This is a genomic window from Sphingomonas pokkalii, assembly GCF_003096275.1.
Lineage (GTDB): Bacteria > Pseudomonadota > Alphaproteobacteria > Sphingomonadales > Sphingomonadaceae > Sphingomonas > Sphingomonas pokkalii.
Map to the genome: position 1 here is coordinate 651942 of NZ_QENQ01000001.1, position 25694 is coordinate 677635.

Here is a 25694-nt window from a genome sequence, read left to right on the forward strand (position 1 = left end):
GCCGGAGCGCGTGCCCCGCCGTCTTCCCCTCATTTCCGGAGTCCGCCGCGCATGGCATCAACCCCCGCTCGCGCGCCGCTTGAACTCACGCTGCGAGGCGTGCTGCTCGGCGGCGCGATCACGCTGCTGTTCACGGCGGCGAATGTCTATCTGGGCCTGAAGATCGGGCTCACCTTCGCCACGTCGATCCCCGCCGCCGTGATCTCGATGGCGATCCTGCGCTTCTTTCCCGGCTCGACCATCCTCGAGAACAATATCGTGCAGACCGTCGCCAGCGCGGCGGGGACGCTGGCGGCGATCATCTTCGTGCTGCCGGGGCTGGTGATGATCGGCTGGTGGAACGGCTTCCCCTATCTGGAAACCGCCGCGATCACGATGTTCGGCGGTATCCTGGGCGTGATGTTCTCGGTGCCGCTGCGCCGGGCGCTCGTCGTCGACTCGCCCGATTTGCCCTATCCCGAAGGTCGTGCCGCCGCGGAAGTGCTGCAGGTGGGCGCGGGCAGCCGCGAGGGCGCCGAGGAAAGTGCGCGCGGGCTCGCGGTGATCGTGGTCAACGCGCTCGCCTCGGCCGGCTTTGCCATCCTGACCAGGATGAAGCTGGCCGCCGAAGAGGGCGCGATGTTCTTCAAAGCCGGCGCAGGCTCCACCGGCATCATCGGCGGCCTGCAATTCGCGCTGATCGGGGCGGGCCATCTGATCGGCCTCACCGTCGGCATCGCGATCCTGGTGGGCGTGGCGATCGGCTGGTGGATCGCGCTGCCGATCCTGAGCGCCGGCGTGCCGGGCACCGCCGAGGAAGTGGCGAGCGCGGTGTTCCGCAGCGACGTGCGCTTCCTCGGCGCCGGCACGATCGGCATGGCGGCGATCTGGACGCTGCTGAAGATCATCGGCCCGGTGATCGGAGGCATCCGCTCTTCCCTCGCCGCCTCCGCGGCCGCGCGTGGCGGCGCGGTAGTGGCGGTGGGCGAGCGCGACCTGCCGATCGGCATCGTCGGGCTGGTCACGCTGTTCATGCTGCTGCCGATCGGCTGGCTGCTGTGGAGCGTGCTCTCGGTCGGCCCGCTTTCTGCTTCGGCAGGGCTGCTGGTGGCCGGATCGCTGGTGTTCGTGCTGGTCGTCGGGCTCGTTATCGCGTCGGTATGCGGCTACATGGCCGGCCTGATCGGCGCATCGAACAGCCCGGTCTCCGGCATCGGCATCCTTTCGGTCGTCGCCGCTTCGCTGATGCTGGTGGGCATGTTCGGGCGTAATCTGGATCCTGGCACGACCCAGGCGCTGATCGCCTATGCGCTGATCGTTACCGGCATCGTGTTCGGCGTCGCCACCATCTCCAACGACAATCTCCAGGACCTCAAGACCGGCCAGCTGGTCGGCGCGACACCGTGGAAGCAGCAGGTGGCGCTGATCTTCGGCGTGGTCTTCGGCAGCCTCGTCATCCCGCCGGTGCTGAGTGTGCTGAATGCCTCGTTCGGTTTCGCCGGGGTGCCGGGCGCCAGCGCCGATGCACTGCCCGCCCCGCAGGCGGCGTTGATCTCCTCGCTCGCCAAGGGCGTGCTCGGCGGCGACCTGCGCTGGGACCTGATCGGCATTGGCGCCTTGATCGGCGCGGGTGTGATCCTGGTGGACGAACTGCTCGCACGCACCAGCAAGCTGCGGCTGCCGCCGCTGGCGGTGGGCCTGGGGATTTATTTGCCGATGGGGGTGACGCTGACCGTGGTGATCGGCGCGGTGATCGGCTGGTTCTACGATCGCGCCGCCGATCGCGCGCGCGACCCCGAGTTCGTCAAGCGGATGGGCGTGCTGATGGCCACCGGTATGATCGTCGGGGACAGCCTGTTCGGCGTGCTCTATGCCGGCATCGTCTATGAAACCGGCAGCGAATCGCCGCTGGCGTTGGTGGGGCCGGGTTTTGCGCCCTATGCGCTGGCGGGCGGTACGCTGGCTTTCCTGACACTTACCGGCGCGCTTTACGCCTATACCCGGCGCCAGGCCCGATAGAGCATCGCTACTTGGCCTCGGCGATCAGCGCCGAGGCCTTGTCGCCGGCCCAGTCGAATTCGCCGGCGACGCGCCACACTTCCTTGCCGGCCGAATCATAGAGGATCGTCGTCGGCAGGTTGGCGCCGAGCTGGACGCTGAATGCCGTATCGGTATCAAGATAGGGCTTCAGCTGCTTGTACCCGTTCTTCTGGAAGAAGGGGCCGACGACCTCCATCCCCTTCAGGTCCTGGCTGAGCGGCAGGATCACCAGCCTGTCGCCCATGCGGCCCGCCAGTGTGTCCAGCGTCGGCATTTCCTTGATGCACGGCACGCACCAGGTCGCCCACAGGTTGAGCAGCACCGGCTTGCCCTTGAACGCGGCCAGTGTCGTCTTCTTGCCCGCGGCATCGGTGAAGGGAATCGTTGGCGCCGTTTCGCCCTTTTGGCTGCGATCGACCATGCCGTTTGGCGCGGGCGCAGCGGCGTTTGCCGGTCCGCTTGTTTCGTTCGCTTGCTGAGAAGGCTGGGATTGCTTATCGCACCCCGCAACTGCGAGGGTGCCCAGAAGGAGAAGACCGATCACCGAGCGCAAGGACAGCTCCAATTCCATGTGGGGAGGGCGCTTCGCCGAAGGCCCGTCCGCGGTGATGCGCGAGATAAACGCCTCTATTCCCTTCGACAAGCGAATGTGGCGGCAGGATCTGCGCGGCTCCAAGGCGCATGTCGCGATGCTTGGCAGGCAGGGGATCGTGGGCGCCGAGGACGCAGCGACGATCAGCGCGGGACTCGACCAGGTCGCCGAGGACTTCGCCGCCAACGGCGTGCCCGAGGACCTCGCGCTCGAAGACATCCATATGCTCTCCGAAAGCCGGCTGGCGGAGAAGATCGGTCCCGTTGCGGGCCGCCTCCACACCGCGCGCTCGCGCAACGACCAGGTCGCGACCGACTTCCGCCTCTGGGTGCGCGACGCGATCGACCAGGCCGATGCGGCGCTGGGCGCGCTGCAGGACGCGCTGCTCGCCCGCGCCGAGCAGCATGCCGACAGCGTGATGCCGGGCTTCACCCATCTCCAGGTCGCGCAGCCGGTGACCCTGGGTCATCACCTGATGGCCTATTTCGAGATGTTCGCGCGCGATCGCTCGCGGCTCAAGGATGCCCGCGCCCGCATGAACCTGTGCCCGCTGGGCTCGGCGGCGCTGGCGGGCACCGGCTTCAATTTGGATCGCGAGGCGACGGCCAAGGCGCTGGGCTTCGACGGCCCCACGCGCAACTCGCTCGATTCGGTCTCGGACCGCGACTTCGCGCTCGAGTACCTGACCGCCGCGTCGCAGTGCAGCCTGCACCTCAGCCGGCTGGCCGAGGAGTTCGTGATCTGGGCCAGCCAGCCCTTCGGCTTCGTCGCGCTGTCCGACCAATGGTCGACCGGCAGCTCGATCATGCCGCAGAAGCGCAATCCCGACGCGGCCGAGCTGGTCCGCGGGCATTCGGGGCGGATCAGCGGTGCGCTGTTCAGCCTGATGATGACGATGAAGGGCCTGCCGCTCGCCTATTCGAAGGACATGCAGGACGACAAACCGCCGGTGTTCGAAGCGCATGACCTGCTCGGCCTGAGCATCGCGGCGATGACCGGCATGGTGGAAAGCGCCACCTTCCGGCTGGAGCGGATGCGCGCGGCGGCCGAGGCCGGCTTCTCGACCGCGACCGACCTGGCCGACTGGCTGGTGCGCGCAGGCGGCATTCCGTTCCGCGAGGCGCACCACATCACCGGCCGCGCGGTGGCCAAGGCCGAGGCTGAGGGCATCCGGCTCGACCAGCTTTCGATCGAAGCGCTCAAGGAAATCGATGCGCGGATCGATGAACGCGTGTACGGCGTTCTCAGTGTCGATGCATCGGTGAACAGCCGGACGAGCTTCGGCGGTACGGCGCCGGCACGGGTTCGTGCGGCGATAGCGGCGGCCCGCAAGGGCCGTGAGGAGGAAGCATGAGGAGGCACATGCTGCTCGCGGGCCTTGCGCTCGCGCTCGGCGGTTGCGGTGCACGCGAATCCCTGGCCCCGCGGCCGGGTGCTTCGCTGCCGGTAGCGCCCTATGGCGCCCGCGCGACGCCCACGCCTCCCCAACTTCTCAAACCGGAGCCGCAGACCCGCCCCGCGCGCAGCGACGACCTGATCCAGGCGTCCGAAGCGCGGCGGAGCGACGAGTTCGACCTGCCACCCAACTGATTTTTGCGGCCGCACGCGCCGCACCCAGAGGCCCATGACCGATTTCTCGATGATCGACGGCGAACTGCACGTCGAATCGCTGCCCCTCGCGCGCATCGCCGCCGAGGTGGGTACGCCCGTCTATGTCTATTCCACCGAACGCTTCCAGGCCAATGCCCGCGCCTTTCGCGACGCGCTGAAGCCGCTGGGGCGCATCCACCTCGCCTTCGCGATCAAGGCCAACCCGAACCTTGCCGTGCTCAAGCTGCTGGCGAACGAGGGCTTCGGTGCCGATGTCGTCTCGGGCGGCGAGATGGCGCGTGCGCTGGCCGCCGGCGTGGCGCCCAAGGACATCGTCTTCTCGGGCGTCGGCAAGACCCGGCGCGAATTGGTGAAGGGGCTGGAGGCCGGGATCGGCCAGTTCAACCTCGAGCTGGTCGAGGAAGGCGAAGTGCTGGCGGCACTCGCGGCGGAGCGCGGCCTAACCGCGCGGGCGGCGCTGCGCGTCAACCCCGATGTCGATGCCGGCACGCACGAGAAGATCTCGACCGGCAAGGCCGAGAACAAGTTCGGCCTGCCGATCGGCGAGGCGCCGGAAATCTTCGATCGCCTGGGCAAGCTGCCCGGCCTCGATCTGCACGGCATCGCGGTGCATATCGGCAGCCAGCTGCTCGGCTTGGCCCCCCTGGAGGCCGCGTTCGAGCGCGTCGGCCGGCTGCTCGCCGAGCTGCGCGCCAAGGGCCACACCATCACCCATGTCGATCTCGGCGGCGGCCTCGGCGTCGCCTATCGCCCGGGCGAGGTGCCGCCGAGCCCGGAGGCCTATGCCGAGATGGTTGCGCGGGCGACCAAGGACTGGGACGTCGAGCTGATGTTCGAACCGGGCCGCACCATCGCCGGCAGCGCGGGCGTGCTCGTCACCGAAGTGCTGTGGGTGAAGCCGGGGCAGGTCTATCCCTGGGTGGTGGTCGATGCCGCGATGAACGATCTCGCCCGCGTGGCGCTGTACGATGCCTATCACGGCTTCGCGGCGGTGAAGCCCAATGGCGAGCGCTTCGTCGCCAATGTCGCCGGGCCGGTGTGCGAAAGCACCGACGTTTTCGTGAAGGCGCGCGAGATCGATGCGGTCAAGGCCGGCGACCTCGCGGTGCTGGAAACGGCGGGTGCCTACGGCGCGACCATGGCCAGCACGTACAACAGCCGCCCGCTGGTGCCCGAGGTGCTGGTCTCGGGCGATCGCTACGCCATCGTCGCCGGCCGCATCTCCGCCGAGGAGATCATGGCCGCCGAAGACGTGCCGGACTGGCTGAAGTGACCCTCGCCGCGCTGCCCCTGTTCGTGAAGCTCACGGGGCGGCCGGTGATCCTGGTCGGCGCGGGCGAGCCGGCGGACGCCAAGCGCCGCCTGCTCGACCGCGCCGGCGCGCGGGTGGTGGGCGAGGGCGAGACGGCCGCGCTCGCCATCGTCGCGCTCGACGAACCCGAAGCGGTGGTCGCGCGGCTCAAGGCGCGTGGGCTTCTGGTCAATTGCGTCGACCGGCCCGACTTGTGCGACTTCACCCTGCCGGCGGTCGTCGACCGCGATCCGGTGCTGATCGCGATCGGCACCGGCGGGGTCTCGGCGGGGCTGGCCGCAGCGCTCCGTCAGCGGCTGGAGGCGCTGTTGCCGGCGAGTCTCGGCGCGCTCGCCCGGGGGCTGGGTCGCAGCCGCGGGGCGATGAAGGCACGCTGGCCCGATGCCGGTGCGCGCCGCCGCGCGCTGGCGGATGCGCTCGGGGAGGGCGGGATGCTGGACCTGCTCGCGGGCGACGGCGATGTCGATCGCTGGCTGGCCGAGGGCGTCGCGTCGGAAGCGCAGTTGGTCACGCTGCGGCTGACCTCGCCGGATCCGGAGGATCTCACGCTCCGTCAGGCCCGGCTGCTTGCGCAAGCCGATCGGCTTTTCCATCTTGGCGACGTGCCCGACGCCATCCTCAACCGCGCGCGCGCCGATGCCGCGCGCATCTTCGCCCGTCCCCCCGCCGATCCCGGCCAAGGCCTGTCGCTCTGGCTGGAGATGGCGGGTTGAGCGGGTTCGCCTATGTAGTGAAGGACGGCAAGGTAGAGCAGCCGACGATGCGCGCGGCGCTCGGGCAGAATGGCGGCCTCACCTGGATCCATCTCACCACCAATGACGAGCGCGCCCAGCTCTGGCTCAGCGGCGAGGCGAAGCTTTCCCCCTATGTCATCGATTCGTTGACCGCGACCGAAACCCGGCCGCGCTGCGACGCGGTGGGCGACGGCGCGGTGATCAATCTGCGCGGCCTTTCGTCGGAGGCGACCACCGCCTCCGATCCGCTGGCATCGATCCGCATCTACGCGATGGGCGGCTGCGTCTTCTCGGTGACGCGCAAGCATCTGAGCGCGTTGCAGGCGGTGCGCGAGGAGGTCGAATCGCACAAGATCCTCGATCCCGGCGACCTGATCGCTGCCTTCGCCCAGGCGATCACCGAGGAACTGGATCCGGTCGTCGCCGAGCTCGGCGATTCGCTCGACGATTGCGAGGAGCAGATTTCCGGCCACCGGGCGTTCGAGCTGCGGCGGATGGTCAACAAGGTGCGGGTGCAGGCGATCGGCTATCGCCGCTTTCTCAACCCGCAACGCGCGGCGATCGAGAAGCTGGCGGGGCTGCCCGGCGACTGGCTGCGGGACGATGACCGGTTGCACCTCTCCGCCGCCGCCGACCGTGCCGCGCGCATGGCCGAAGAAGTGGAGAGCATCCGCGAACGCGCCGCGCTGACCCATGAGACGCTCACCGACCTGCGCGGCGAGCTGCTCGACCAGCGCTCGCTGGTGATCGCCATCGTCGCGATGGTATTCCTGCCGCTGACGTTCCTCACCGGACTGTTGGGGATGAACGTCGATGGTATCCCCTACGCACACGAGCCTTGGGCGTTCTGGGGCGTGGTGGGGGTCTGCCTGGCGATGGCGCTGGGCATCACCGGCCATTTTCTCCGCCGGCACTGGTTCGAGTGACTCGCAAATAACCGTCATCCCCGCGGAAGCCGGGATCCATTCGCCACGCCGTTGCAGCAGCAGCCTTATCGGCGACCCCAATGGATTTGGGCTTTCGCCGGAATGACGGCTGGTGGGGTGTTCCCGCGCCTCAGCGCTTCAGAAAATCGAAGATCTGCCCCACCATCATGTCGAGCGAGCCCTGGCAATGCGCCTCGACGTCCGGCGTCTCGACCGTGTTCACCGCGATCCCCATCGGCGTCGGCCAGCCGCGCAGGGCATGGGTGATGGTGCGCAGCGCCTGCAGCGTGGAGACGGAAGCCTGCCAGCCTGCCGCGGTTGCGATCAGGCCCACGGGAAGCCCGTCGAAATAGACGCGGTCGTCGCGGCTGAGCAGCTCGACATAATCGAGCGCGGTCTTCACCAGGCCCGAAAGCGTGCCGTGATAGCCCGGCGAGCCGACGATGACGGCGTCCGCACTGCGCAACGCTTCGACGAAGCGGATCACCTTTTCGTCGCTCTCGCCATGCTCGGGCTCGAAATGCGGGAAGACGATATCCGGGCCGGTGAGCAGGGTGGTGCGCGCGCCGCGCGCCTCGGCACGGGCGAGGACGGCGGCGAGCAGCTTTCCGGTGCTGGACTGGGCGCGCAGCGTACCGCCCAGCGCGACGATGTGAGGCGTGTGCATGAGATACTCGCTAGAGCAAGCCGGCGCGGGGCGCCAGCGTTGGCGCCGTCATTCGGGTTTTCCGCCCGGCTTCCATGCCGGCCTGGTGTCGCCATTGGCCAGCATGTGCAGGGGGGCGACCAGCGACTGGATCGCCCGGGTCATGAATGCGATGTCGATATTGGCGATCGTATCGTCCTTGCTGTGATAGGTCGGCACCACCGCCCAGCCCGAAATGGTGTGGGCGACCACGCCCTTCAGCGCGAGGGCATAATTGTCCGATCGCTGGAAGAAATTTTCGTCCGGATAGGGGTCGGCGGCGAGCAGTGCGCCGTGCCCCTTCAGCGTTTCGCCCAAGGTCGAGCGTTCGAAGCCGGTCATCATCATCGTGCCGGCGGGAAGCTTGGGATCCTGCGCGCCGATCATCTCGATTTCGACATTGGCGACGATCTGGTCGAGCGGTACCGGCGCATGGGCGATGAAATGGCGCGCGCCATAGCCGCCGATTTCCTCCGACCCATAGGCGACGAACAGGATGCTGCGTCGGGTGCGGCCGCGCGCCGCCAGCGTGCGGGCGAGTTCCAGCACGGCGGTGGTGCCGGAGGCATCGTCGTTCGCACCGTGCATCACGGTGCCGTCGGGCTGAATGCCGAGATGGTCGAGATGGGCGCTGAGCAGCAACACGCCAGCCTGGGGATCGGTGCCGGGCAACCAGCCGAGCGCATTGGTGGTGGTGCTGGTGGTTTCCTCGATCGGCACGGTCAGCGCCGCGTTCGCGCCGCCCTGTCTTGTCAGGGCATCGAATGCGGCGGCGGGCAGCACTATGAGCGCCGGGCGCGCTTCGGGTTCGGTACCCCGCAGGAAGCCCGGCAGGCGGGGAGTGCCGCCCAGTCGTTCGACCAGAGCCTTGGTGTCGGCGGATTCGCGCAGCAGGACGGCGCGGGCGCTCTTCATCCGGGCGGCAGTGCGATAGATCTGCATTGCCGGCTGATCGCCGGTGACGAGCAGCATATCGGCCGGCGCCGCGCGCGACAGCGCCTTGGCGGGAACGACGCGCAGCATCCCTTCGGCGCCCTTGCCGTCGCCCATCAACAGCGTGGCGCCCGCGATCGGCGTGCCGTTCACCGTCAGCGTCGCCGGGGCCTTGAGCTTCAGCCGCACGATCTCGGCCTTCTGCAGATAGCCGTTCATGCCCGGCGCGGGCTGAAGACCAAAGGCCTGGAACTGGGCGGCGACATAGGCCGCGGCGATCGCTTCGTCGGCGGTCGCGCTGCCGCGTCCGCGCAGTTCGTCGCCGGCGAGGAAGGCTTCATGGGCGCGGACCCAGTCGGCGCTGACCTCCGCCTGTTGCGCTGCGGCCGGCACCGCCAGCACACTCGCCGCGGCCCATGCCGCCAACCGCCACCCACGATTCATGTGCACCCCCATGTCCTTGCCGAACGGGAATGGGGCAAGCCGGCGCGGCACGCAACCGGGTGCCGCGCCGGTGCCGGATCAGAAGAACAGCTTGCGAATGCTCAGGGTTACGGCCCGCCCGGTCGGGTCGAGCAGGTCGGGCTGGTAGTTGACCGGGACGACGCCGGTCTGGTCGGTCACCCGCTGGCGGGTGTTGAGCAGGTTGCTGACGCCCAGGCTGACCCGGGTGCCGCGCAGCCAGCGATGCTCGCGCACCAGTTTTATCTGGCGGCCCAGATCGGCGAAGACCCGCAGATTGAACGTGCCGAGATCGCCGAAATTCAGGCGGTCGGTGTTGTTCAGCCCGGTGAAGACGGTGGTGCTGCTTTGCCATTTGTAGCCGAGCCGGATGCCGACGCCGTTCTTGGTGAAGCCGGCCTGCGCATCGATCTGGTGCGCCGGCTGGCCGCCATTGTTGCCGGCGGCATCGCCGTTCAGCAGATCGAGGATCGGCACGCCGTCGCGTATCTTGATCTGATTCTTGAAATACCAGGTGTGATAGAGGCTGAACTGCATCCGGCCGGCCAGCGCGCCGTTCGGGCCGCCGAACCCGCCCCGGCCGCCGCGGAATCCGCCGCCGCCGCCCGGTGTCGCGCCCGTGGGCGGCGCCGGCGGCGGTCCGAACAGGCTGCCGCCAAAGGGCGGGCGGCCGGGCTGGCCATTCTGCCCTGGCTGCTGGCCGAACAGCCCGGCGCGTCCCTCCGGCGGCAGCGGCTTGCCGCCGGCGATGGCGGCGGCGCGCTCCGCCTCGCGCTGGGCACGCAGCGCGGCGATCTTCTTTTCCAGCGACGACTTGATCGGCACCGAGAGGTTAAAGCCCCAGCGAAGCTGCTGCGTATTGTTCTCGGCGAAGTTCACCGCGCGATTGTCAATGCTCACCAGGTCGCCGTCCGCATCGCGCACGAAGCGATCGGGGAAGGCGGCTTCGACCGGCGCGGTCACGGCGGGAAGCGAGGCGATGTCGTTGCGGATGCGCGTGGTGACGTAATCCGCGCGAAACGACAGGTCGGTCTTTTCGGAGGGGCGCAGCTCCAGTCCCAGCTTCATCACATGCCGCTTTTCCGCCTGGAGCAACGGATTGCCGCCGGTGATCGTCGTCACCGTGACGGTTTGGCCGGTGCGATAATCGAACACGCGGGTGTTGGGGCTGGCGATCACCGGGTTGCCGAGTTGGCCGGTGGTCGGCGCATCCTCGGTATCGGTCCAGGAGGCGATCAGCCGCACCGGCTTCAGCGGCGACCAGTTCACGCCATAGCCGGTGGTGGTCAGCGTGCCGAAGTCCGACAGATGCTGCACGGCGACGTTGCCGTTGATCGTCAGGTCGCCAAGCGGCTGGAGCACGTCGCGGCGACGGCTGGCGATCGGCAGGTCGATGTTGAGCTGGCTGCTGGCGATGTTGCGCGAAAGCGACGCATCGCTGGGCTGGCCGCCGCGGAACGCGGTGCTGTCGAAGCTGCTGAGCGAACCGCCGAGGCGCAGCGACGTCGAGACGTCGCCCGCCGGCAGCTTGAACAGGGGCCCGCGGAGCAGCGCATCGACACCGCCGACGTTCGAGGTCGATTCGCCGCGATCGGCGGGCCGCGCGGCGCCTGCGGCATCGAAGCCGCGATCGGTGATCGTGTTGCTGCTCGTGCGGTCGTAATTGCCGACGATCGACCAGCTCCAGGCGTTCCCCCAGGGCAGGCCATCGCCGTTCAGCGTCGTGCCGAGATGCGCGGTGATCGTGCGGCTGCTGGCGGTAAGCGGGCTCGGGTCGGTGGGCAGCGCGAGCGGCGCCGCCACCTGCGAGAGCGCCAGGCCGCGAAGCGCCTCGCTCTGCTGCACTTCGAGCGTGCCATTGATCGTCGCGCCCAGCTTCGCGTTCAGATCGCGCGCATAGGAACCGTTGATGTTCAGATCCTGGCTCGGTGCGACCAGGGTGCGATACGGCGCCTGGTTGACGCCGCTGCCGTCGCCGATCGTCGGCAGCACGTTGCGCTCGCTTTCGAGCAGCGCCGAATTGCCCTGGTACTTCACGTCGAGGTTGACGCGGCGATCACGGTTGATCTTGAGGATATCGGCTTGCACCTGCTGGGTGCTGTTGCCGCCTTCGGTCGGCGCGCCGGCTTCGAGTTCGGTGGTGAGGGCGCGAAACCGTTCGCGCAGCACGAAGTTGACGACGCGCTGATCGGCCGAATAGCCGAACTTCAGCGCCACTTCCTCGGCCAGGATGTCGACGCGTTCGATCGCCTCGGTCGGCAGGTCGCGGATCTCGGCGAAGCTGGAGATGCGACGGCCGTTGAGCAGCACCACCGGCCGGCCGCTGCCGCGCCCGCTGCCGGTCTGCGGGGCGAGTTCGTTGAGGAGATCGGCTACCGACGACACCGCATAGGCGCGGATATCGGCCTGGTTGAGCTGGATCTCCGGCGGAATGTCGCTCTGCACCGCGCCGCGCGGCGCCGAGGAGGTGACGACGATCTCGTCGGTATAGGGATCGCTTTCCTGCGCCGGGGCCTGGGCGGGGCTGTTGCTCGGTTGTTGCTGCGGCGCGGTGGTCTGTGCCTGTGCCACCAGCGGCGATACGCCCGCCAACAGACCTGCCAGGGTGGTCCCCAGTCGCTTCATCGTTGTTCCGTCCCTTGTTACCGAATCACAAGCGGGCCCGCAGGCCCGCCCTTCATCGTTTGGCGGGTACGACGCACATGTCGCAAAACTGTGCCGGAGGATCCGATAAATGTCGCGGCGCAGTGCGCGGATGCGAAAATGGGGGCCGGAGCCCCCATCGTCTTTGTTCACTGGTGCGGTCGAGAAGACTCGAACTTCCACGGCCTTTCGGCCACAACGACCTCAACGTTGCGCGTCTACCAGTTCCGCCACGACCGCACGTGAATTTCCGCCGGCATTTCCATACCAGCGGCTGGTAAGGCAGCGGCCCCTAGCAAAGCGAAACCGGGCTGGCAACCCGCCTTGTGCGGCTTTCTTGACGGCGATCATGCGCCTATGCGCGAAGACATGTCTGCCAACACGCCCCTCGCCGCGGAGACGCGCCGGATTCTAGCGCTCGCCTGGCCGGTGATCCTCACAGGGTTGAACTGGACGATTCTGCATGTGACCGATGTCGTGGTCGTCGGCCTGACGGGCACGCATCAGGTGGCGGCACTGGGCGCCAGCCGCACGATCACCTTTCCGGGAATCGTGATGGGGCTGGGCGCGCTTTCGGGCGTGCTGGTGCATGTATCGCGCGCGGATGGGGCGGGCGATCTGCGCGGCACCGGGCAGGTGCTGCATCGCGGCCTGTTGCTGGCCCTGATGCTGGGGCTGGCGAGCGGCGCGCTGCTGTTCGGCTTTGCGGCCCCGTTGCTGGCGATGGCGGGCGTTGCGCCCGATCTGGTGCCGGTGGCGGCACCGGTGGTGCGCATGATGGCGCTGGCCTATCCGTTCCAGCTGGTGACGATCGCCGCCAGCTTCTTCCTCGAAGGCGTCAGCCGGCCGGCCCGCGTCACCACCGTCAATCTGGCGATCCTTCCCGTCAACGGGGCGCTCGCCTGGCTGCTCGCGACGGGCGCCTGGGGGATGCCCGCTATGGGCGCAGTGGGGGCTGCGGCCGCAACGGTGATCGCATCGGCGCTGGGCGCGGTGGGCATGGTCGCCGCCGCCTGGACTCTGCCGCGCGCGCAGGCACGCGGCGTACACGCGCTGCATTCCTTGGCGCAGCCGGCCAATTGGGCTGGCGCCTGGGCTCTGGCGCGGTTCGGCGTGGTGCCGGCGATCGCTTCCGGGCTTGAGCTGGTGGGTTTTTCGATCCTGATCGCGCTGTCGACCCAACTCGGCGAATCAACGGCCCATGCCTTCCAGATCGTGTTCTCGATCCATAACGTCACCTTCGCGGTGGCGCTGGGCCTTGGATCGGCCGCGGGTGTGCGCGTGGGCAACGCGGTGGGCGAAGGTGCGCCGCAGGCAGCCGCGAGGCGCGCCGCGATTGCGGCGGTGCTGGCGGCTATCGCCACCGGGCTTCTGGCCGCCGTGCTGATCCTGATGCCCATGCTGGCGGTGCAGGGGTTCCCGGCGAATGCCGATGTGCACGCGATCGCCGCGCCGATGCTGGTACTATGGTCCCCGTTCGTGCTGTTCGACGGGATCCAGGTGGTGTTCGTCTATGCGCTGCGTTCGCTGGGCGATCAGGTGGCGGCGGGGATCAACGGCATCCTCGCCTTCTTTGTCGTCACCGGCGGGCTGGGCCTGTTGCTGGTGGGCGGTGGCTATGGCGCGCAGGGACTGGTGCTGGCTTCAGGCCTCGGCATGGTTGCCGCCGCGCTGCTGAACGGCGGGCGGCTGTTCCAGGTCACTCGCCGATTTCGCTCGCAAAGCTGAGCCGGGCGACCTTGGCTTCGGCCGGCACGTCCACCTTGGCGCCGTTGAATTCCATGCTCGCCTGCGGATCGAGCGTGCGCGTCGCCGGCGTGATCCGCCAGCCATAGACTTCCCGGCTCGCCCCATCCATCAGCCGGATGCGGATATCGGGCACATGCTGGGCGGTGCGGGTGGGGTTGAGCACCTTACCGGAGACGATGAACAGTCGGCTGCCGTCTACGCGGGTCTTGAGTTCGACGTTCTTCTCGCTGAACAGCAGGGGCGTTTCGGTTGCGCCGAAATTCAGGCCGATCTGCGCCGCGAGGCCCGGCGCCTTCCAGTGGAGCAGCGCGGCAGCCCCCAGGAGTACGGACAGCGTGGCGACGATCGCCGCGATCGTCCAGGGCAGGCGGTTTCGCCGGGGGGCGGGCGGCGGATCGATGAACGGATCATAGTTCGGCGTTTCTGGCGCCGCTTCCACCGGATCGACGATGGGCGGCGGCGGGGGCGCCGATTCCTCCGCCACGGTGGGCGGCGCCGGCACCGCTTCGGGCGCGGGTTGGAACGACGCTGGCGCCTCGGGCGCCTGGAACCAGCTGTGCTTGCAGTTCACGCACCGAACGGTGCGGCCGTCCGGGCCGATCGCCGAACTCGGCACGTCATAGCGCGATCCGCACTGGCTACATTCCAAGATCATGCCGTCGGCCCCCTTTTACCCGACCAGAAACGCGCCGGATGCGAAGACTAGCCGTGCCGATTCCCGCCAGCAAGCGGCTTGGCGCCGGCTTGAGCGGCATCGGGGCCTGTGCGATGGCGGCAGCTCCAGCGGATCAAGAAAAGGGGCAGGCCGCACGGCGCATGGCAAACATCGTGCATTTCGAACAGGTTGGCCTGCGCTATGGCACCGGGGCGGAAACGCTGTCGGATGTCAGCTTCACGCTTGCCAAGGGCGGTTTCTATTTCCTGACCGGTGCTTCGGGGGCGGGCAAGACATCGCTGTTGCGGCTGCTCTACCTCGCGCAGCGGCCGACGCGCGGCAGGATCGGGCTGTTCGGCGAAGATGCCGGCGCGCTGCCCCGGCGGAGCCTGCCGGCGTTGCGCCGCCGGATCGGTGTGGTGTTCCAGGATTTCCGGCTCGTCCCGCATCTTTCGGCCTATGACAATGTCGCGCTGCCGCTGCGGCTGGCCGGCGTGCGGGAAAGTGCGATCGACGCACCGGTGCGCGAGATGCTGGAATGGGTGGGCCTGAGCGCGCGGGCGACCGCGAAGCCGCCCACGCTATCGGGCGGCGAGCAGCAGCGCATTGCCATCGCCCGCGCGGTGATCGCGCGTCCCGAACTGCTGGTTGCCGATGAGCCGACCGGCAATGTCGATCCGGAGATGGCCGATCGGCTGCTCCATTTGTTCGAAGCGCTGCACCGGCTGGGTACGACGGTGGTGATGGCGACGCACGACCTGCACCTGATCGGCCGAATTCCCCAGGCGCACCGGATGCGCGTGGAGAAGGGCCGGCTGGTCGACCCGACAGGTGCGCTGCTGCACCCGCCGGGGCAGGCATGAAGGGCCTGGTTCCCCAGCGCGCGATCGATCGCGGCCTGCTCGATCGCGGCCATCACGCCCGGATCATGATCGGCATCATGGCGATCATGCTGTTCCTGACGGTGCTGAGTGCGGCGTTGGGCCTGGGCGTCACCCGGGCGGTCGGTGATCTCGATCGTGGCTTTGCCGGCAAGCTCGTGGTGCAGTTGGTCGAGCCCGACGCGCGGGTGCGCGATGCGCGGGCACAGGCGCTGGTGGCGCGGCTGAATGCCATGCCCGGCGTGCAGCGGGTGGTGGAGGCGGATCGCGAGCGGCTTGCGGCGCTGCTTCGACCCTGGCTGGGCGATTCGGGACTCGACCCCGATCTGCCGATGCCGGTGCTGATCGACGTGGAGGTGCCGGCCGATCGCGTGTCGGCGGCGATCGCGGCGGCGCGATCGGTCGCGCCCGATGTTCGCGTGGATCGCAGCGCGGCGTGGCTGGCACCGGTGCGCCGTTTCCTGGCGACGTTGGGGGCGGTGGCGATAGGGCTGGTGCTGGTGATCGCGGCCGCGGCGGCGGGCGTTGTGCTGCTGGTCACGCGCGCGGGGCTGGACACGCACCGCGATACCATCGAAGTGCTGCATATGCTCGGCTCCACCGACCACCAGATCGCCCGGCTGTTCCAGCGCCGGATAGCCATCGATACGTTGCTGGGCGGTGCCGCCGGCGCCGGCGCGGCGCTGGCGCTGGTCGCGCTGCTGCAGGCGCGGCTGGCGCAGATCGGCTTTGGCGTGCTGGGCGGCGCGGGGCTGGGCGCCGCCGATTGGGGGGTGCTAGCGTTGCTGCCGGCAGCATTCGCCCTGCTGGCGACGGCGGCGGCGCGGATGGCGGTACTCCGAGCGTTGGCGAGGCAGCTCTGATGCGGCGGCTCTTCCTGCTGGTGCTGCTGCTGGCCCTTGGCTGGGGCGCCGGGTTCGGCGTGTTCCTTCTCAGCCTGGGCAAGCCGCTGGGCGCGCATTCGACCGACGCGGTGGTGGTGCTTACCGGCGGCCCCGGACGCATCCAGCGCGGGCTGAACGCGCTGCGACGCCAGGATGCCCGGCGGATGCTGGTAAGCGGGGTCAACCCCGATGTGCGCCCGCGCGAGTTGGCGGCGCAGTTCTCGGCCGATGGCGGCCTGTTCCGCTGCTGCGTGGACCTGGGCCACGAAGCGGTGGATACGCGCTCCAATGCCGATGAAACCGCGCGATGGGTGCGCGAGCATGACTATCGCAGCGTCCGGCTGGTGACATCGGATTGGCACATGCCGCGCGCCCGACTGGAGCTGGCGCATGTGCTCAGCGGCGTGACGATCGTGGGCGACGGGGTTCCCAGCCGCCCGGGCTGGCGGATGTTGCTGCGCGAGTATCACAAATATCTGGTGCGCCGGGGGGCGCTGCTCGTGGGGGTCAACTGATGGACGTGCTGCGCACCTGGGGGTTCCGGCTGTTTTTCTATGGCGTGTCGGTGGTGCTGGTGCTGTGCGTACCCATTGCGGCCTTGTTCGGCACGCGTTTCCTGCGCGCCTATTCGAACGTGTGGGCGCGGCTGTTGCAATGGTCGGTGCGGACGATCATCGGCGCGCGGCTGCGGATCGAAGGGACGGTGCCCGAGGGGCAGGTGTTGTTCGCCGGAAAGCATGAAAGCTATTTCGAGGCGCTGGAGCTGACCCGGATGCTCGGCAGTCCTGCAACGGTGATGAAGCGCGAGCTGACCAGGATCCCGCTCTGGGGCTGGGCGGCGCAACGCTACGGCACGATCGTCGTCGATCGCAGCGCCAATGCCGCGGCCTTGCGATCGATGATGCGGGAGGCCGGCAAGGCCCGCGCGAGCGGCCGTTCGGTACTGATATTTCCCGAAGGCACCCGTGTGCCGCCAGGGGCTTCGCCGCCGTTGCGCTCCGGCTTTGCCGGGCTCTATCGCGCGCTGGACCTGCCGGTGGTCCCGGTGGCGGTGAAGAGCGGGCATGTCTGGCCGCGCAAGGGGCTGATGCACAAGGGCGAGATCGTGTTCCGCTTCGGCGCGCCGATCCCGGCCGGGCTGCCCCGGCGCGAGATCGAGGCGCGGGTGCACGCGGCGATCAACGCGCTGAACGGGTAAGGCGAAGCCTCAGCGCGGGCGTGTCCACAGGCCGGCGGGGCGCGGCGTCGGGGTGCGCTTGCGGGTCGCGCCCCAAGCCTTGAGGATCGCCGCGAGCTTCTCGCCGCCCGAGGTGGTGGTGCGGCTGTCCCATGCCTCGGCCCCGCGCGCGCGGACCTTGCGGGCGATGCCGCCATAGATGTCCGCCGCCGCCAGCACCGCCCAGGCCGAACGGAACGACAGCGCCGCCGCCCCGCCGCGCGCGCTGCTCTCATAGCCTTCGGCCCGATCCGCCAGCCGGGTGCCGAGAATGGCCAGCGCGTTGCGGTCCGCCAGAGGGGTCTCGGCCTGCAGTCCCACTTCCTGCAACCAGGCGGCCGGCAGATAGCAGCGGCCGGCGTCGGCATCCTCGCCGATATCGCGTGCGATGTTGGCGAGCTGGAAGGCGAGGCCGAGATCGCAGGCGCGGTCGAGCACCGCTTCGTCCTCGGGCGCGACGCCCATCACCACCGCCATCATGCAGCCGACGACGCCCGCCACATGGTAGCAATAGCGCAGCAGATCGTCCTCAGTCTGCGGGCGCCAGCCGTCCGCATCGAGGGCGAAGCCGTCGATCAGGTCCCAGGCGAAGCGGTGCGGCATGCCGGTTTCGTGCGCCACGATGCGGAGCGCATCGAAGGCTGCGTCGCCCACCCAATCGCCGGCCAGCGCCGCCGCGGTGCGTTCGCGAATCTCCGCCAGCCGCGCCTGCGGGTCCGCGACGATCGTCATGCCGTGGCCATGGTCCTGCCCGTCGGCGATGTCGTCGCAGCGCCGGCACCAGGCATAGAGCAGCCAGGCGCGCTCGCGCGTCGCCGGATCGAACAGCTTGCTGGCCGCGGCGAAGCTGCGCGAGCCGCGGGCGATCGATTCGCCCGCAGTCGCGACGATTGCATCACGGCCGGGAAAGCGCATTACAGCTGTTCGCGGCGCAGCTGCGCGATCGGCACCACCGGTTGGGCGGCAGCCATCTTGGCGAGCAGCCCGTCGATGGTCGAATCGACGAGCAACAGGCTCTGATGCTGCGGCCGGACGAAGCCGACGCTGCCCATATGCGCCCAGAATTCGATCAGCTTGTCGTAATAGCCGGCGATGTTGAGCAGGCCGATCGGGTCGGCGTGATAGCCGAGCTGCGCCCAGCTCATCGCCTCCCACAATTCGTCCATCGTGCCGGTGCCGCCGGGAAGGTTGATGAAGCCGTCCGCCAGTTCGGTGAAGCGCGCCTTGCGCTCGTGCATCGTCTCGCAGACCTCCAGGCAGGTCAGCCCGCGATGCGCGACTTCGGCGTTGACGAGCAGGGTGGGGATCACGCCGATTACTTCGCCGCCGGCCTCCAGCGCCGCATCGGCGACCGCACCCATCAGGCCCATCCGGCCGCCACCATAGACGACGCCGATACCGCGCTCTGCCAAGCTGCGGCCCAGCGCGCGGGCCGCCTCGATATAGACCGGATCGGCCGGGCTGGCCGAACCGCAATAGACGGCAATACGCTTCATGCTGTGCTCCTGTGGCGCGGCTGATAGCGCGTTTTGGCGAGGAGGGAGAGACTTCTTCTTAGCCCCTCCCCTTCAGGGGAGGGGTTGGGGTGGGGCTGTGCTCACAGAGACCAACAGACGTTCTGGAATCCCTCCACCCCCAACCCCTCCTCTCAGGAGGAGGGGCTTTAAGAGCCCATTTCCCCCAGCATCAGCTCGGCCGTCGCCTTCGCGCTGCCGACCACGCCGGGGATGCCCGCGCCAGGATGGGTACCCGCCCCAACGAAATACAGGTTCGAGATCGCATCGTCGCGATTGTGCACCCGGAACCAGGCGCTTTGCGTCAGGATCGGTTCCAGGCTGAAGCCCGATCCGTGATGTGCGGCCAAGTCGTCGCGGAAATCGGTCGGGGCGTAATGGAACTTGGTGACGATCCGTTCCGCCAGATCCGGGATCAGGCGGCGTTGCACCTCGGCGAGGATGCGCTGCTCCAGAATGGGGCCGACCTGGCTCCAGTCCGCCGGGAACTTGCCGAGATGCGGCACGGGTGCCAGCACGTAGAAGGTCGAATGGCCTTCCGGCGCCATGCTCGGGTCCGACGCGCTCGGATGGTGGAGATAGAGGGAGAAATCCTCGCTGATCACCCCGTGCGTGTAGATGTCGTCGAGCAGCCCCTTATAGCGCGGCCCGAAAAGGATCATGTGGTGCGGAATGTCGGGGAAGGTGCCCCGCAGTCCGAAATGCACCACGAACAGCGACGGCGAATAGCGCTTGTTGATCAGCTTGCCCGCGGTCCGCCGCGCGCTGCGCGAGTTGCGCAGCAGGTCGCGGTAGCTGTGGACGATGTCGGCGTTGCTCGCGACCGCATCGACTTCCACCTCGACGCCGCTCTTGGTGCGCACGCCGACCACGCGGTCGCCCAGTGTGAGGATCTCGTCGACCGGATCGCCGATCCGCACCGCGCCGCCCAGCCGTTCGAAATGGCGGATCATGCCGGCGATCAGCCGGTTGGTGCCGCCCTCGGCCCACCAGACGCCGCCGTCGCGCTCCAGCTTGTGGATCAGCGCATAGATGCTGCTGGTCGCCATCGGGTTGCCGCCGACGAGCAGGGTGTGGAACGACAGCGCCTCGCGCAATTTCTCGTTCTTCACGAAGCTCGAGACGATCGAATAGACCGAGCGCCAGGCCTGGTGCTGCATCAGCGCTGGTGCCGCCTTGAGCATCGACTTGAAGTCCAGGAACGCCTTGGCGCCCAGCTTCACATAGCCTTCCTCATAGACGCTCGCCGAATAGTCGAGGAACTTGCGATAGCCGGCGATGTCGCCCGCATCGAGCTTGGCGATCTCGCCCACCAGAATCGCATCGTCGTTGGTATAGTCGAAGGTCGTCCCGTCGGGCCAGGACAGGCGGTAGAAGGGGGTGACGGGCTTCAGCGTCACGTCTTCCGAAATGTCATGGCCCGAAAGGCGCCACAGCTCCTTCAGCGCGTCGGGATCGGTGATCACCGTCGGTCCGCCATCGAAGGTGAAGCCGTCGCGTTCCCAGTAATAGGCGCGGCCGCCGGGCTTGTCGCGTGCCTCGATCACCGTGGTATCGACGCCAGCCGATTGCAGCCGGATGGCAAGCGCGAGGCCGCCGAAGCCGGCGCCGATCACGACAGCGCGGCGCATCAGCGGTTCCAGATCGCGGAAAGGGCGCGGCCTACCGGCACCGGCGGCTTGCCCGAAAGCACCCGCAGGCGATCACCCCAGGTCGACTGGGCAGCGTAGAAACGCTGGATCAATCCTGCATCCAGACGGTAGAATCGTTCCAGCACGCGATAGCGCTCCTCGGGTTCGGCCGCCTTGAACAACATCGCGGCGAGCATGCGATAGAAGCCGCGCTTGCGCCAGAGCGCGCGGGAATAGCCATACAGCATTTGGTGCAGCGCCGCGCCCGCATAGTCCTTTTCCTCCGCGATCAGCGCCGCCGTGCGCACGGCATCGGGGAAGGAATAGCCGGTCATCGGGTGGAACAGACCCGCTTTCATCCCCGCCTTGGCGATGCCGCGGCCCCCCGCCGCCCAATAGGCGGCATGATCGCCGCCCATCGCCACGGGCAGGCTGCCCACTTCCTCGCGCAGGACGCGATCGACCTGCCAGCCGGCAGCATCGGCATAGGCTTCGATACGCCCGCTCGTCAGGTGCAGATCGAGTTCAGGCGTGTCGCTGTAATAGGTATCCTCGACGAACATCCGTGTCGGGCTGAACGGCAGGCAATAGACGAAGCGATAGCCGTCGATCTGCGGCACCGTTGCGTCCATGATCAGCGGGCGCTGCACCGTGTTGAGCGCGGCCAGCGCGAGTTCGGCGCCGTGGAATTTCTGCCAGCCGAGCTGCAGGGCACTGGTATCGCCGACGCCGCGGCAATCGATCACGCCGTCGGCTTCGACCAGATCGCCATCGGCCAGCGCGACGGCGTTCGGCGTGACATCTGCCGCTTCGCGGCCGAGCAGCAGCCCCTTTTCGCCCAGCGACTCGCGCACCACCCGGTCGAAATGATCGGATTCGACGGAATAATAGCGGGCCGGCAGGGTGCGTTGATGGCTTGGAAAGGCCACGTCATAGCTCGACCAGCCATGGCTGATCAGCGGCGCTGCGAGCCAGCGATGCTCGGGCGCCACATCGTCGGCAAAGAACGACCACAGGTGATTGCCGCCGATCCGTTCCGAGCCTTCGATCAGCCGGACGGAGCAATGCGGTTTCTTCTTCCTGATTGCGAGCGCGATAAGCCCGCCCGCAAGTCCGCCGCCGACAATGGCGACGTCGCAACTGATGGTTGAAGGCATGGCTGTCGCCTAGCCGAACGCCAGGGGTGTGGGAACCCCGCCTTTGGTGCCACGCGGTGAAACGGCGAGAACTGCGCCGAATCGATGCCCGGGAGCGCTCGATCGCCGGCCACTCCATCTATAGTAAGGTAGAGGGGCTAACTATATGTTATATAGCGAACAGAATATGCTCTCTGTAGCGGATAGGCAGCGTTGTCGCGCGGTTTCTATCCATGTCGAGGAGCGCGTGTGCTTCGGATGGACAGGCGCCAAAGCCGAGACGCTGATCGAAGCACCCTGCAATCTGAAGGAGGGTACTTTCGTTGCAGATTTCATTGGCGGCTTCACCTACCTTGGAGGCCGAAAATCACTGATCCGACATGTCGCCAGTATCGGCCGATTCTGTGCCATCGCGCAGAATGTAACCATGGGACAGGTTGAGCATCCTACCGATTTCCTGTCCGCCCACCCGATTTTCGAGGGCGAGTTTGAGTGGCAGCAACTCGCCGCATTTCGGGATCGGAACGCAGCGTGGATCGAGAAAGCTGCGACACTCTATGGCGCACATATTGCCGGGCGCGCCGAGAAGATCGTCATCGGCAACGATGTATGGATCGGCGAAGGTGCGCTGATCCGTCGGGGCGTGACGGTCGGAGACGGTGCAGTGATTGGATCTCGCGCAGTGGTGGTCAAGGACGTGCCCCCATACGCGATCGTCGGCGGCGTGCCCGCGCGTATCTTGCGATATCGCTTCGAACCGACGATCGTCGCCGAATTGCTGCGGTTGAAGTGGTGGAACTATGGCGTCAGCGCATTGGAAGGGGTGGACTTCACCGATATCGACCAGGCGTTAACCATGATCGACCGCAATATCGTCAGCGGACAGGCCGTGCCCTATGCTGGCAAGCTTGCGCATATCGACGCCGAGGACAAGGTGACCCTTTGTCGTTTCGATACGGCGAGCGGATGGCTGGCGCCGATTGCCGATCCTTCGGCGCCAGACTCGTGTTACTTAGAAGTCGAGCTTGGCGGATAGCGACACGGTGCGTCCGTTGATCGAACGGCCCCAGCCGATGCCGTTCGCAGGCACTTCGCTCTGGTTGAACTCGAAGAAGCCGACTTGGTCGAACAGGTTGGTGGCGTTCAGCATCACCCGCACCCGATCGATCGGCTTCACCACCACAAAGGCATTGACCACGGTGAACCCCGGCATCTTGAGCAGGTTGCTGTCCTGCGCATAGCTGCTGGTGATCGTCACGACGTTGGCGCCCAGCGTCACGCGACGCAGCTCGATCTGCGGGGTCGCCTCCAGCGTCCATGCCGGCTGATGGCGCGGTTCCTTGCCGGTCAGCGTCGGATCGAGCTGGTCCCTGGTGATCTTGGCGGTGGTATAGGTGGCGCCAGCGGTGATGCTGAAGATGCCGCGGCGATAGCTGCCTTCCATTTCCACGCCGGTCGCCCGATAGCTGCGGATCGTCTGGTTGGCCGATCCGTTAAGGACATTGTGATCCTCGGCCGTCGCGCGGAAGGCGGTGACGTTCAGCGTCGCACCAGCCTTGCGGAACTTGAAACCGCCTTCCAGCTGGGTGACGCCGTCGTCCTTGTCGGCGGGATCCGTCACGCCGCCTGTGATCGTGCTCACCGCCGGCGTGAACAGGATCTTGTCGGCGTTGGCGCGGGCGCCATGACTGTAGCGGGCGAAGACCGAGAAAGGTTCTGCGACGCGGAAGTTGATGCCGCTCGAATAGCTCCAATAGCCGTAATTATAGTTCACGGGTGCCGGCGCATCGAGCGGCAGGAAGGCGACGCGGGTCTCCGGCGCGGAGATCACGCCGTTGCCGTTGATATCGAAGCGCGTCAGCCCGACGCGGCCGCCGCCCAGATCCGCACCGACCAGCGAACCGCGCACCCGCCCGCGATCATAGCGCACGCTGCCGCCGATCGAGAGCTTGCCGACATGATAGTTCACCGAGCCATAGGGCGCGAGAATGTCGTACGAGACGTCGAAGATGCGGCGGAATTTGCTGCCGTTGCGGCTGAAAGTGTAATAGCCTTCCTGGGTCTGCGCGACGCCGCCGGCGCTGGTGACGTTCACCATCTTGGTCTGGCCGTCGCCCGCCACGTCGGTGTCGATGCCCGAATGCAGCCACTGCGCGTAGAGTTTCTGGTTTGCCTTGTAGAGCCCGCCGGTAACGGTGAGGTCGCCCTTGCCAATCTTCCAGACGCGGGTGGCGCGGATGTCGTTGGTGAAGTTGTCCAGCGAACGCGCGCGCGTCTGCGCCATATAGCTGAACGCGAGCAGGCCGTTGCCATTGGCGCCGACGGGCACGACCTGGCCGATGTTCGGGCCGCTGGCATAGGTCGCGGTGGCGCCGGCACCGGCCTGCGAGGCAGCGATCGTTGCGATCGGGCCGACATTCGAGGGGAAGATTCGCAGGAAATCGCCCGAATTGGCCGAATAGCGGGCCCGCTCGCTGATCGTGAAGCCGGCGATTTCGAACTGCGCTTCCAGGCCGATCGACTTGCTCTTCGCATGCATGCCATTGGCGACGTCGTAGCGGGCCAGCTTGTTGTCGCCGTCCAGCGTCGTCACCGGGCCGATGAATGGCGACAGCAGCGAATCGCGGCGGATGTCGAAATTGCCGACGTTGCTGATCACCGGCTTGTCGTTGGTGCCGGTGATCCGGATCGGATAGGGTGCGAAGGTCGGCGAACGATCGTCGAGCCACTTGCCGCTGACGCGGACATAGCCATTGGCGAACTGCTTGGTGACGTTGAAGCGGAATTGGCCGCCCTTGTAGCCGGTGAAGCCGATGTCGCGCGGTCCTTCGCCGGCGCGGTAATAGCCGCCGACATGGAAGCGCCAGCCATTGCCGAGCGGCTGGCCATAATCCATGTCGATCCGCTTCTCGCCATAATCGAGACCGGTGGTGAACTGCACGGCGCCGCCGCGCGTATCGCCGGTCTTGGAAATGAGGTTGATCACGCCGCCCGGCGCGTTCGACGAGAAGGTCGATCCCGAGCCGCCACGAATCGATTCGATTGCGGCGATGTTGAAGTCGGGCCGCATGAATACGTCGACCGCGACGTTGAAGATGTCACCGAATTCGAGCACCGGCAGCCCGTCTTCCTGGAACTGCATGTATTTCGAACCGCCAGCTGCTAGCGGCAGGCCCCGCACCGTATAGTTGGCGTTGCCCTCGCCGATGCCGCTTTCGACACGGAGGCCCGGCATGGTGCGCAACAGGTCGCCCAGCGGTCGCGGGCCCAGCTTTTCGAACTCGCTGGCGCGGAACGCGCTGGTCGAGGTCGCGCTGTCCAGACGGTCCCGGCCCTTCGCGACGCCGGTCGAAAAGACTTCCTTCTCAGGAACCTGCGCCGTGCTGGCCGGCTTTGGCGTGTCGCTGCCGGACTGGGCCAGCGCCGGGTACACGATCGCGTTCGAGCAGAACGCCAGCAACAAGTAACGCAGTTTCATACAATTCGCTCCCGCTCCAGGGACATTTCCTGTTGGCGGTCGCAAAGGTAGTTTCGAGGGGTTTAAAGATTCGGTCCGAGCGGCTTCGTAGAAGTACGACTGTTACATTGCAGCAACATTCATCCCGGCAACAGGCCGGTTCATGGTTCACTTGCCTGCGGCGATGCAACGATCAGATCGGCCGATGCGATCTCGATCACCGGCACTTCCCAGGGATGGGCATCGACGATCCGTGCGATGGCCGTTTCGATTTCCGCCCTGCCTTCCGCCGGAAGGTGGACGTGAAGGATGACGGTCGGCGAATGGCTTTCGATGCCCGCCGCGCCAAGGCTGGGCCGGGCCGCGGGCGCCGGTGTGAACATCTCCCACCCCAGGCTGAGTTCCACCACCGAGCGATAGGCGCCGAAATCGCCCAGCGGGTCCGTTTCGCGAATGATGGCGAGGATCGCCGACAAGGCCGGGGCCTCCGCCATCGCATCGGCGTCCCCGGCGGCGAGCCGGGCGAGCGTTGCGGCGGAGACAGGCACGTGAACCTTCAGCACGCATACGCGCCGGGTGTGCAGCGAGCGGAATTCCATCAATTGCATACTCCTTGGGGCAGGCCATGCGCTTTCGTATCGCATTGCCGCGACG

General features: G+C 67.4%; 23 protein-coding genes and 1 tRNA gene. 12 read left to right on the forward strand and 12 right to left on the reverse strand.

Annotated features, from left to right (window positions below):
* The first annotated feature begins 51 nt into the window (after positions 1 to 51).
* Positions 52 to 1998, forward strand: a complete 1947-nt coding sequence (locus tag DD559_RS03080; RefSeq protein ID WP_116467897.1) for an OPT family oligopeptide transporter — start codon at positions 52 to 54, stop codon at positions 1996 to 1998.
* Between the two features lie 7 nt (positions 1999 to 2005).
* Here the strand turns inward: DD559_RS03080 and DD559_RS03085 are convergent, their stop codons facing one another.
* The gene (locus DD559_RS03085; RefSeq protein ID WP_368389677.1) at positions 2006 to 2440 is read right to left on the reverse strand and encodes a TlpA family protein disulfide reductase; all 435 of its coding nucleotides are present in this window, start codon (positions 2438 to 2440) and stop codon (positions 2006 to 2008) included.
* A 148-nt stretch (positions 2441 to 2588) separates the two neighbouring features.
* On the opposite strand from DD559_RS03085, the gene argH reads away from it, so the two are divergent.
* Genes argH through DD559_RS03110 form a run of 5 tightly spaced genes read left to right on the forward strand, consistent with a single transcriptional unit; the run spans position 2589 to position 7194 of the window.
* Complete coding sequence (argH, locus tag DD559_RS03090; RefSeq protein ID WP_116467899.1) at positions 2589 to 3965, forward strand: argininosuccinate lyase; 1377 nt, start codon at positions 2589 to 2591, stop codon at positions 3963 to 3965.
* Positions 3962 to 4201, forward strand: a complete 240-nt coding sequence (locus tag DD559_RS03095; RefSeq protein ID WP_116467900.1) for a hypothetical protein — start codon at positions 3962 to 3964, stop codon at positions 4199 to 4201. The genes argH and DD559_RS03095 overlap by 4 nt, the downstream gene beginning before the upstream one ends.
* A 34-nt stretch (positions 4202 to 4235) precedes the next feature.
* Positions 4236 to 5495, forward strand: coding sequence for a diaminopimelate decarboxylase (gene lysA, locus DD559_RS03100; protein WP_116467901.1), 1260 nt, complete (start codon positions 4236 to 4238; stop codon positions 5493 to 5495).
* Complete coding sequence (locus tag DD559_RS03105; RefSeq protein ID WP_116467902.1) at positions 5492 to 6247, forward strand: precorrin-2 dehydrogenase/sirohydrochlorin ferrochelatase family protein; 756 nt, start codon at positions 5492 to 5494, stop codon at positions 6245 to 6247. Before lysA ends, DD559_RS03105 begins: the two co-directional genes overlap by 4 nt.
* Positions 6244 to 7194: a zinc transporter ZntB gene (locus tag DD559_RS03110; RefSeq protein ID WP_116467903.1), complete on the forward strand. Its 951-nt coding sequence runs from the start codon at positions 6244 to 6246 to the stop codon at positions 7192 to 7194. The genes DD559_RS03105 and DD559_RS03110 overlap by 4 nt, the downstream gene beginning before the upstream one ends.
* 130 nt (positions 7195 to 7324) lie before the next feature.
* Here DD559_RS03110 and DD559_RS03115 read toward each other — a convergent pair whose 3' ends face one another.
* The 4 genes from DD559_RS03115 to DD559_RS03130 form a co-directional block, all read right to left on the reverse strand.
* Positions 7325 to 7861: an NADPH-dependent FMN reductase gene (locus tag DD559_RS03115; RefSeq protein ID WP_116467904.1), complete on the reverse strand. Its 537-nt coding sequence runs from the start codon at positions 7859 to 7861 to the stop codon at positions 7325 to 7327.
* 48 nt (positions 7862 to 7909) lie between these two features.
* Positions 7910 to 9256 carry a M28 family metallopeptidase gene (locus DD559_RS03120; RefSeq protein WP_116467905.1) on the reverse strand — a complete coding sequence of 449 codons (1347 nt, stop codon included), beginning with the start codon at positions 9254 to 9256 and terminating at the stop codon, positions 7910 to 7912.
* Between the two features lie 78 nt (positions 9257 to 9334).
* Positions 9335 to 11899 (reverse strand): TonB-dependent receptor, encoded by a 2565-nt coding sequence (locus DD559_RS03125; protein ID WP_116467906.1) that lies wholly within the window; start codon positions 11897 to 11899, stop codon positions 9335 to 9337.
* Between the two features lie 171 nt (positions 11900 to 12070).
* Positions 12071 to 12157 (reverse strand) — tRNA-Leu (locus DD559_RS03130).
* Positions 12158 to 12286: 129 nt separating this feature from the next.
* Here DD559_RS03130 and DD559_RS03135 point away from each other — a divergent pair.
* Positions 12287 to 13645: an MATE family efflux transporter gene (locus DD559_RS03135; RefSeq protein ID WP_116470675.1), complete on the forward strand. Its 1359-nt coding sequence runs from the start codon at positions 12287 to 12289 to the stop codon at positions 13643 to 13645.
* On the opposite strand, the gene DD559_RS03140 is transcribed toward DD559_RS03135, so the two are convergent.
* A complete protein-coding gene (locus DD559_RS03140; RefSeq protein ID WP_116467907.1) occupies positions 13617 to 14321 on the reverse strand; it encodes a zinc-ribbon domain-containing protein in 705 nt (234 codons plus the stop codon). The genes DD559_RS03135 and DD559_RS03140 overlap by 29 nt on opposite strands.
* A gap of 161 nt (positions 14322 to 14482) precedes the next feature.
* On the opposite strand from DD559_RS03140, the gene ftsE reads away from it, so the two are divergent.
* From ftsE to DD559_RS03160, 4 genes are read left to right on the forward strand one after another with little or no spacing between them, the layout of a single operon-like run.
* Positions 14483 to 15184, forward strand: a complete 702-nt coding sequence (gene ftsE / locus DD559_RS03145; RefSeq protein ID WP_116470676.1) for a cell division ATP-binding protein FtsE — start codon at positions 14483 to 14485, stop codon at positions 15182 to 15184.
* Positions 15181 to 16065 (forward strand): cell division protein FtsX, encoded by an 885-nt coding sequence (locus DD559_RS03150; RefSeq protein WP_116467908.1) that lies wholly within the window; start codon positions 15181 to 15183, stop codon positions 16063 to 16065. Before ftsE ends, DD559_RS03150 begins: the two co-directional genes overlap by 4 nt.
* Entirely contained in the window at positions 16065 to 16601 is a 537-nt protein-coding gene (locus DD559_RS03155) for a YdcF family protein (protein WP_116467909.1), read from the forward strand. The genes DD559_RS03150 and DD559_RS03155 overlap by 1 nt, the downstream gene beginning before the upstream one ends.
* Positions 16601 to 17284, forward strand: a complete 684-nt coding sequence (locus tag DD559_RS03160; RefSeq protein WP_116467910.1) for a lysophospholipid acyltransferase family protein — start codon at positions 16601 to 16603, stop codon at positions 17282 to 17284. Before DD559_RS03155 ends, DD559_RS03160 begins: the two co-directional genes overlap by 1 nt.
* Before the next feature lie 9 nt (positions 17285 to 17293).
* On the opposite strand, the gene DD559_RS03165 is transcribed toward DD559_RS03160, so the two are convergent.
* The 4 genes from DD559_RS03165 to crtY form a co-directional block, all read right to left on the reverse strand.
* On the reverse strand, positions 17294 to 18217 hold the full coding sequence (locus DD559_RS03165; RefSeq protein WP_116467911.1) for a phytoene/squalene synthase family protein: 924 nt from the start codon (positions 18215 to 18217) through the stop codon (positions 17294 to 17296).
* The gene (locus DD559_RS03170; RefSeq protein ID WP_116467912.1) at positions 18217 to 18798 is read right to left on the reverse strand and encodes an LOG family protein; all 582 of its coding nucleotides are present in this window, start codon (positions 18796 to 18798) and stop codon (positions 18217 to 18219) included. Before DD559_RS03170 ends, DD559_RS03165 begins: the two co-directional genes overlap by 1 nt.
* A gap of 167 nt (positions 18799 to 18965) precedes the next feature.
* A complete protein-coding gene (locus tag DD559_RS03175; RefSeq protein ID WP_116467913.1) occupies positions 18966 to 20447 on the reverse strand; it encodes a phytoene desaturase in 1482 nt (493 codons plus the stop codon).
* Positions 20447 to 21604 carry a lycopene beta-cyclase CrtY gene (crtY, locus tag DD559_RS03180; protein WP_116467914.1) on the reverse strand — a complete coding sequence of 386 codons (1158 nt, stop codon included), beginning with the start codon at positions 21602 to 21604 and terminating at the stop codon, positions 20447 to 20449. The genes DD559_RS03175 and crtY overlap by 1 nt, the downstream gene beginning before the upstream one ends.
* Positions 21605 to 21749: 145 nt before the next feature.
* Here crtY and DD559_RS03185 point away from each other — a divergent pair, with 145 nt between their 5' ends.
* Complete coding sequence (locus DD559_RS03185) at positions 21750 to 22619, forward strand: CatB-related O-acetyltransferase (RefSeq protein WP_240610094.1); 870 nt, start codon at positions 21750 to 21752, stop codon at positions 22617 to 22619.
* Here DD559_RS03185 and DD559_RS03190 read toward each other — a convergent pair.
* Together DD559_RS03190 and DD559_RS03195 are read right to left on the reverse strand one after the other, a co-directional pair.
* Positions 22596 to 25061 (reverse strand): TonB-dependent receptor domain-containing protein, encoded by a 2466-nt coding sequence (locus DD559_RS03190; protein ID WP_116467915.1) that lies wholly within the window; start codon positions 25059 to 25061, stop codon positions 22596 to 22598. The two genes, DD559_RS03185 and DD559_RS03190, sit on opposite strands and share 24 nt — an antisense overlap.
* A 140-nt stretch (positions 25062 to 25201) precedes the next feature.
* A complete protein-coding gene (locus DD559_RS03195) occupies positions 25202 to 25639 on the reverse strand; it encodes a YqfO family protein (RefSeq protein WP_240610095.1) in 438 nt (145 codons plus the stop codon).
* Positions 25640 to 25694 lie beyond the last annotated feature (55 nt).

What these genes read in the sequence shown, in the direction of transcription:
- DD559_RS03185 (WP_240610094.1), top strand. Translation starts at nt 21,750, where the DNA reads ATGTTATATAGCGAACAGAATATGCTCTCTGTAGCGGATAGGCAGCGT.
- argH (WP_116467899.1), top strand. Translation starts at nt 2,589, where the DNA reads ATGTGGGGAGGGCGCTTCGCCGAAGGCCCGTCCGCGGTGATGCGCGAG.
- DD559_RS03115 (WP_116467904.1), bottom strand. Translation starts at nt 7,861, where the DNA reads ATGCACACGCCTCACATCGTCGCGCTGGGCGGTACGCTGCGCGCCCAG.
- DD559_RS03165 (WP_116467911.1), bottom strand. Translation starts at nt 18,217, where the DNA reads ATGCGCTTTCCCGGCCGTGATGCAATCGTCGCGACTGCGGGCGAATCG.
- DD559_RS03080 (WP_116467897.1), top strand. Translation starts at nt 52, where the DNA reads ATGGCATCAACCCCCGCTCGCGCGCCGCTTGAACTCACGCTGCGAGGC.
- DD559_RS03170 (WP_116467912.1), bottom strand. Translation starts at nt 18,798, where the DNA reads ATGAAGCGTATTGCCGTCTATTGCGGTTCGGCCAGCCCGGCCGATCCG.
- DD559_RS03155 (WP_116467909.1), top strand. Translation starts at nt 16,065, where the DNA reads ATGCGGCGGCTCTTCCTGCTGGTGCTGCTGCTGGCCCTTGGCTGGGGC.
- DD559_RS03195 (WP_240610095.1), bottom strand. Translation starts at nt 25,639, where the DNA reads ATGGAATTCCGCTCGCTGCACACCCGGCGCGTATGCGTGCTGAAGGTT.
- DD559_RS03150 (WP_116467908.1), top strand. Translation starts at nt 15,181, where the DNA reads ATGAAGGGCCTGGTTCCCCAGCGCGCGATCGATCGCGGCCTGCTCGAT.
- DD559_RS03125 (WP_116467906.1), bottom strand. Translation starts at nt 11,899, where the DNA reads ATGAAGCGACTGGGGACCACCCTGGCAGGTCTGTTGGCGGGCGTATCG.
- DD559_RS03120 (WP_116467905.1), bottom strand. Translation starts at nt 9,256, where the DNA reads ATGAATCGTGGGTGGCGGTTGGCGGCATGGGCCGCGGCGAGTGTGCTG.
- DD559_RS03175 (WP_116467913.1), bottom strand. Translation starts at nt 20,447, where the DNA reads ATGCGCCGCGCTGTCGTGATCGGCGCCGGCTTCGGCGGCCTCGCGCTT.
- DD559_RS03085 (WP_368389677.1), bottom strand. Translation starts at nt 2,440, where the DNA reads ATGGTCGATCGCAGCCAAAAGGGCGAAACGGCGCCAACGATTCCCTTC.
- crtY (WP_116467914.1), bottom strand. Translation starts at nt 21,604, where the DNA reads ATGCCTTCAACCATCAGTTGCGACGTCGCCATTGTCGGCGGCGGACTT.
- DD559_RS03135 (WP_116470675.1), top strand. Translation starts at nt 12,287, where the DNA reads ATGTCTGCCAACACGCCCCTCGCCGCGGAGACGCGCCGGATTCTAGCG.
- DD559_RS03095 (WP_116467900.1), top strand. Translation starts at nt 3,962, where the DNA reads ATGAGGAGGCACATGCTGCTCGCGGGCCTTGCGCTCGCGCTCGGCGGT.
- DD559_RS03160 (WP_116467910.1), top strand. Translation starts at nt 16,601, where the DNA reads ATGGACGTGCTGCGCACCTGGGGGTTCCGGCTGTTTTTCTATGGCGTG.
- lysA (WP_116467901.1), top strand. Translation starts at nt 4,236, where the DNA reads ATGACCGATTTCTCGATGATCGACGGCGAACTGCACGTCGAATCGCTG.
- DD559_RS03190 (WP_116467915.1), bottom strand. Translation starts at nt 25,061, where the DNA reads ATGAAACTGCGTTACTTGTTGCTGGCGTTCTGCTCGAACGCGATCGTG.
- ftsE (WP_116470676.1), top strand. Translation starts at nt 14,483, where the DNA reads ATGGCAAACATCGTGCATTTCGAACAGGTTGGCCTGCGCTATGGCACC.
- DD559_RS03140 (WP_116467907.1), bottom strand. Translation starts at nt 14,321, where the DNA reads ATGATCTTGGAATGTAGCCAGTGCGGATCGCGCTATGACGTGCCGAGT.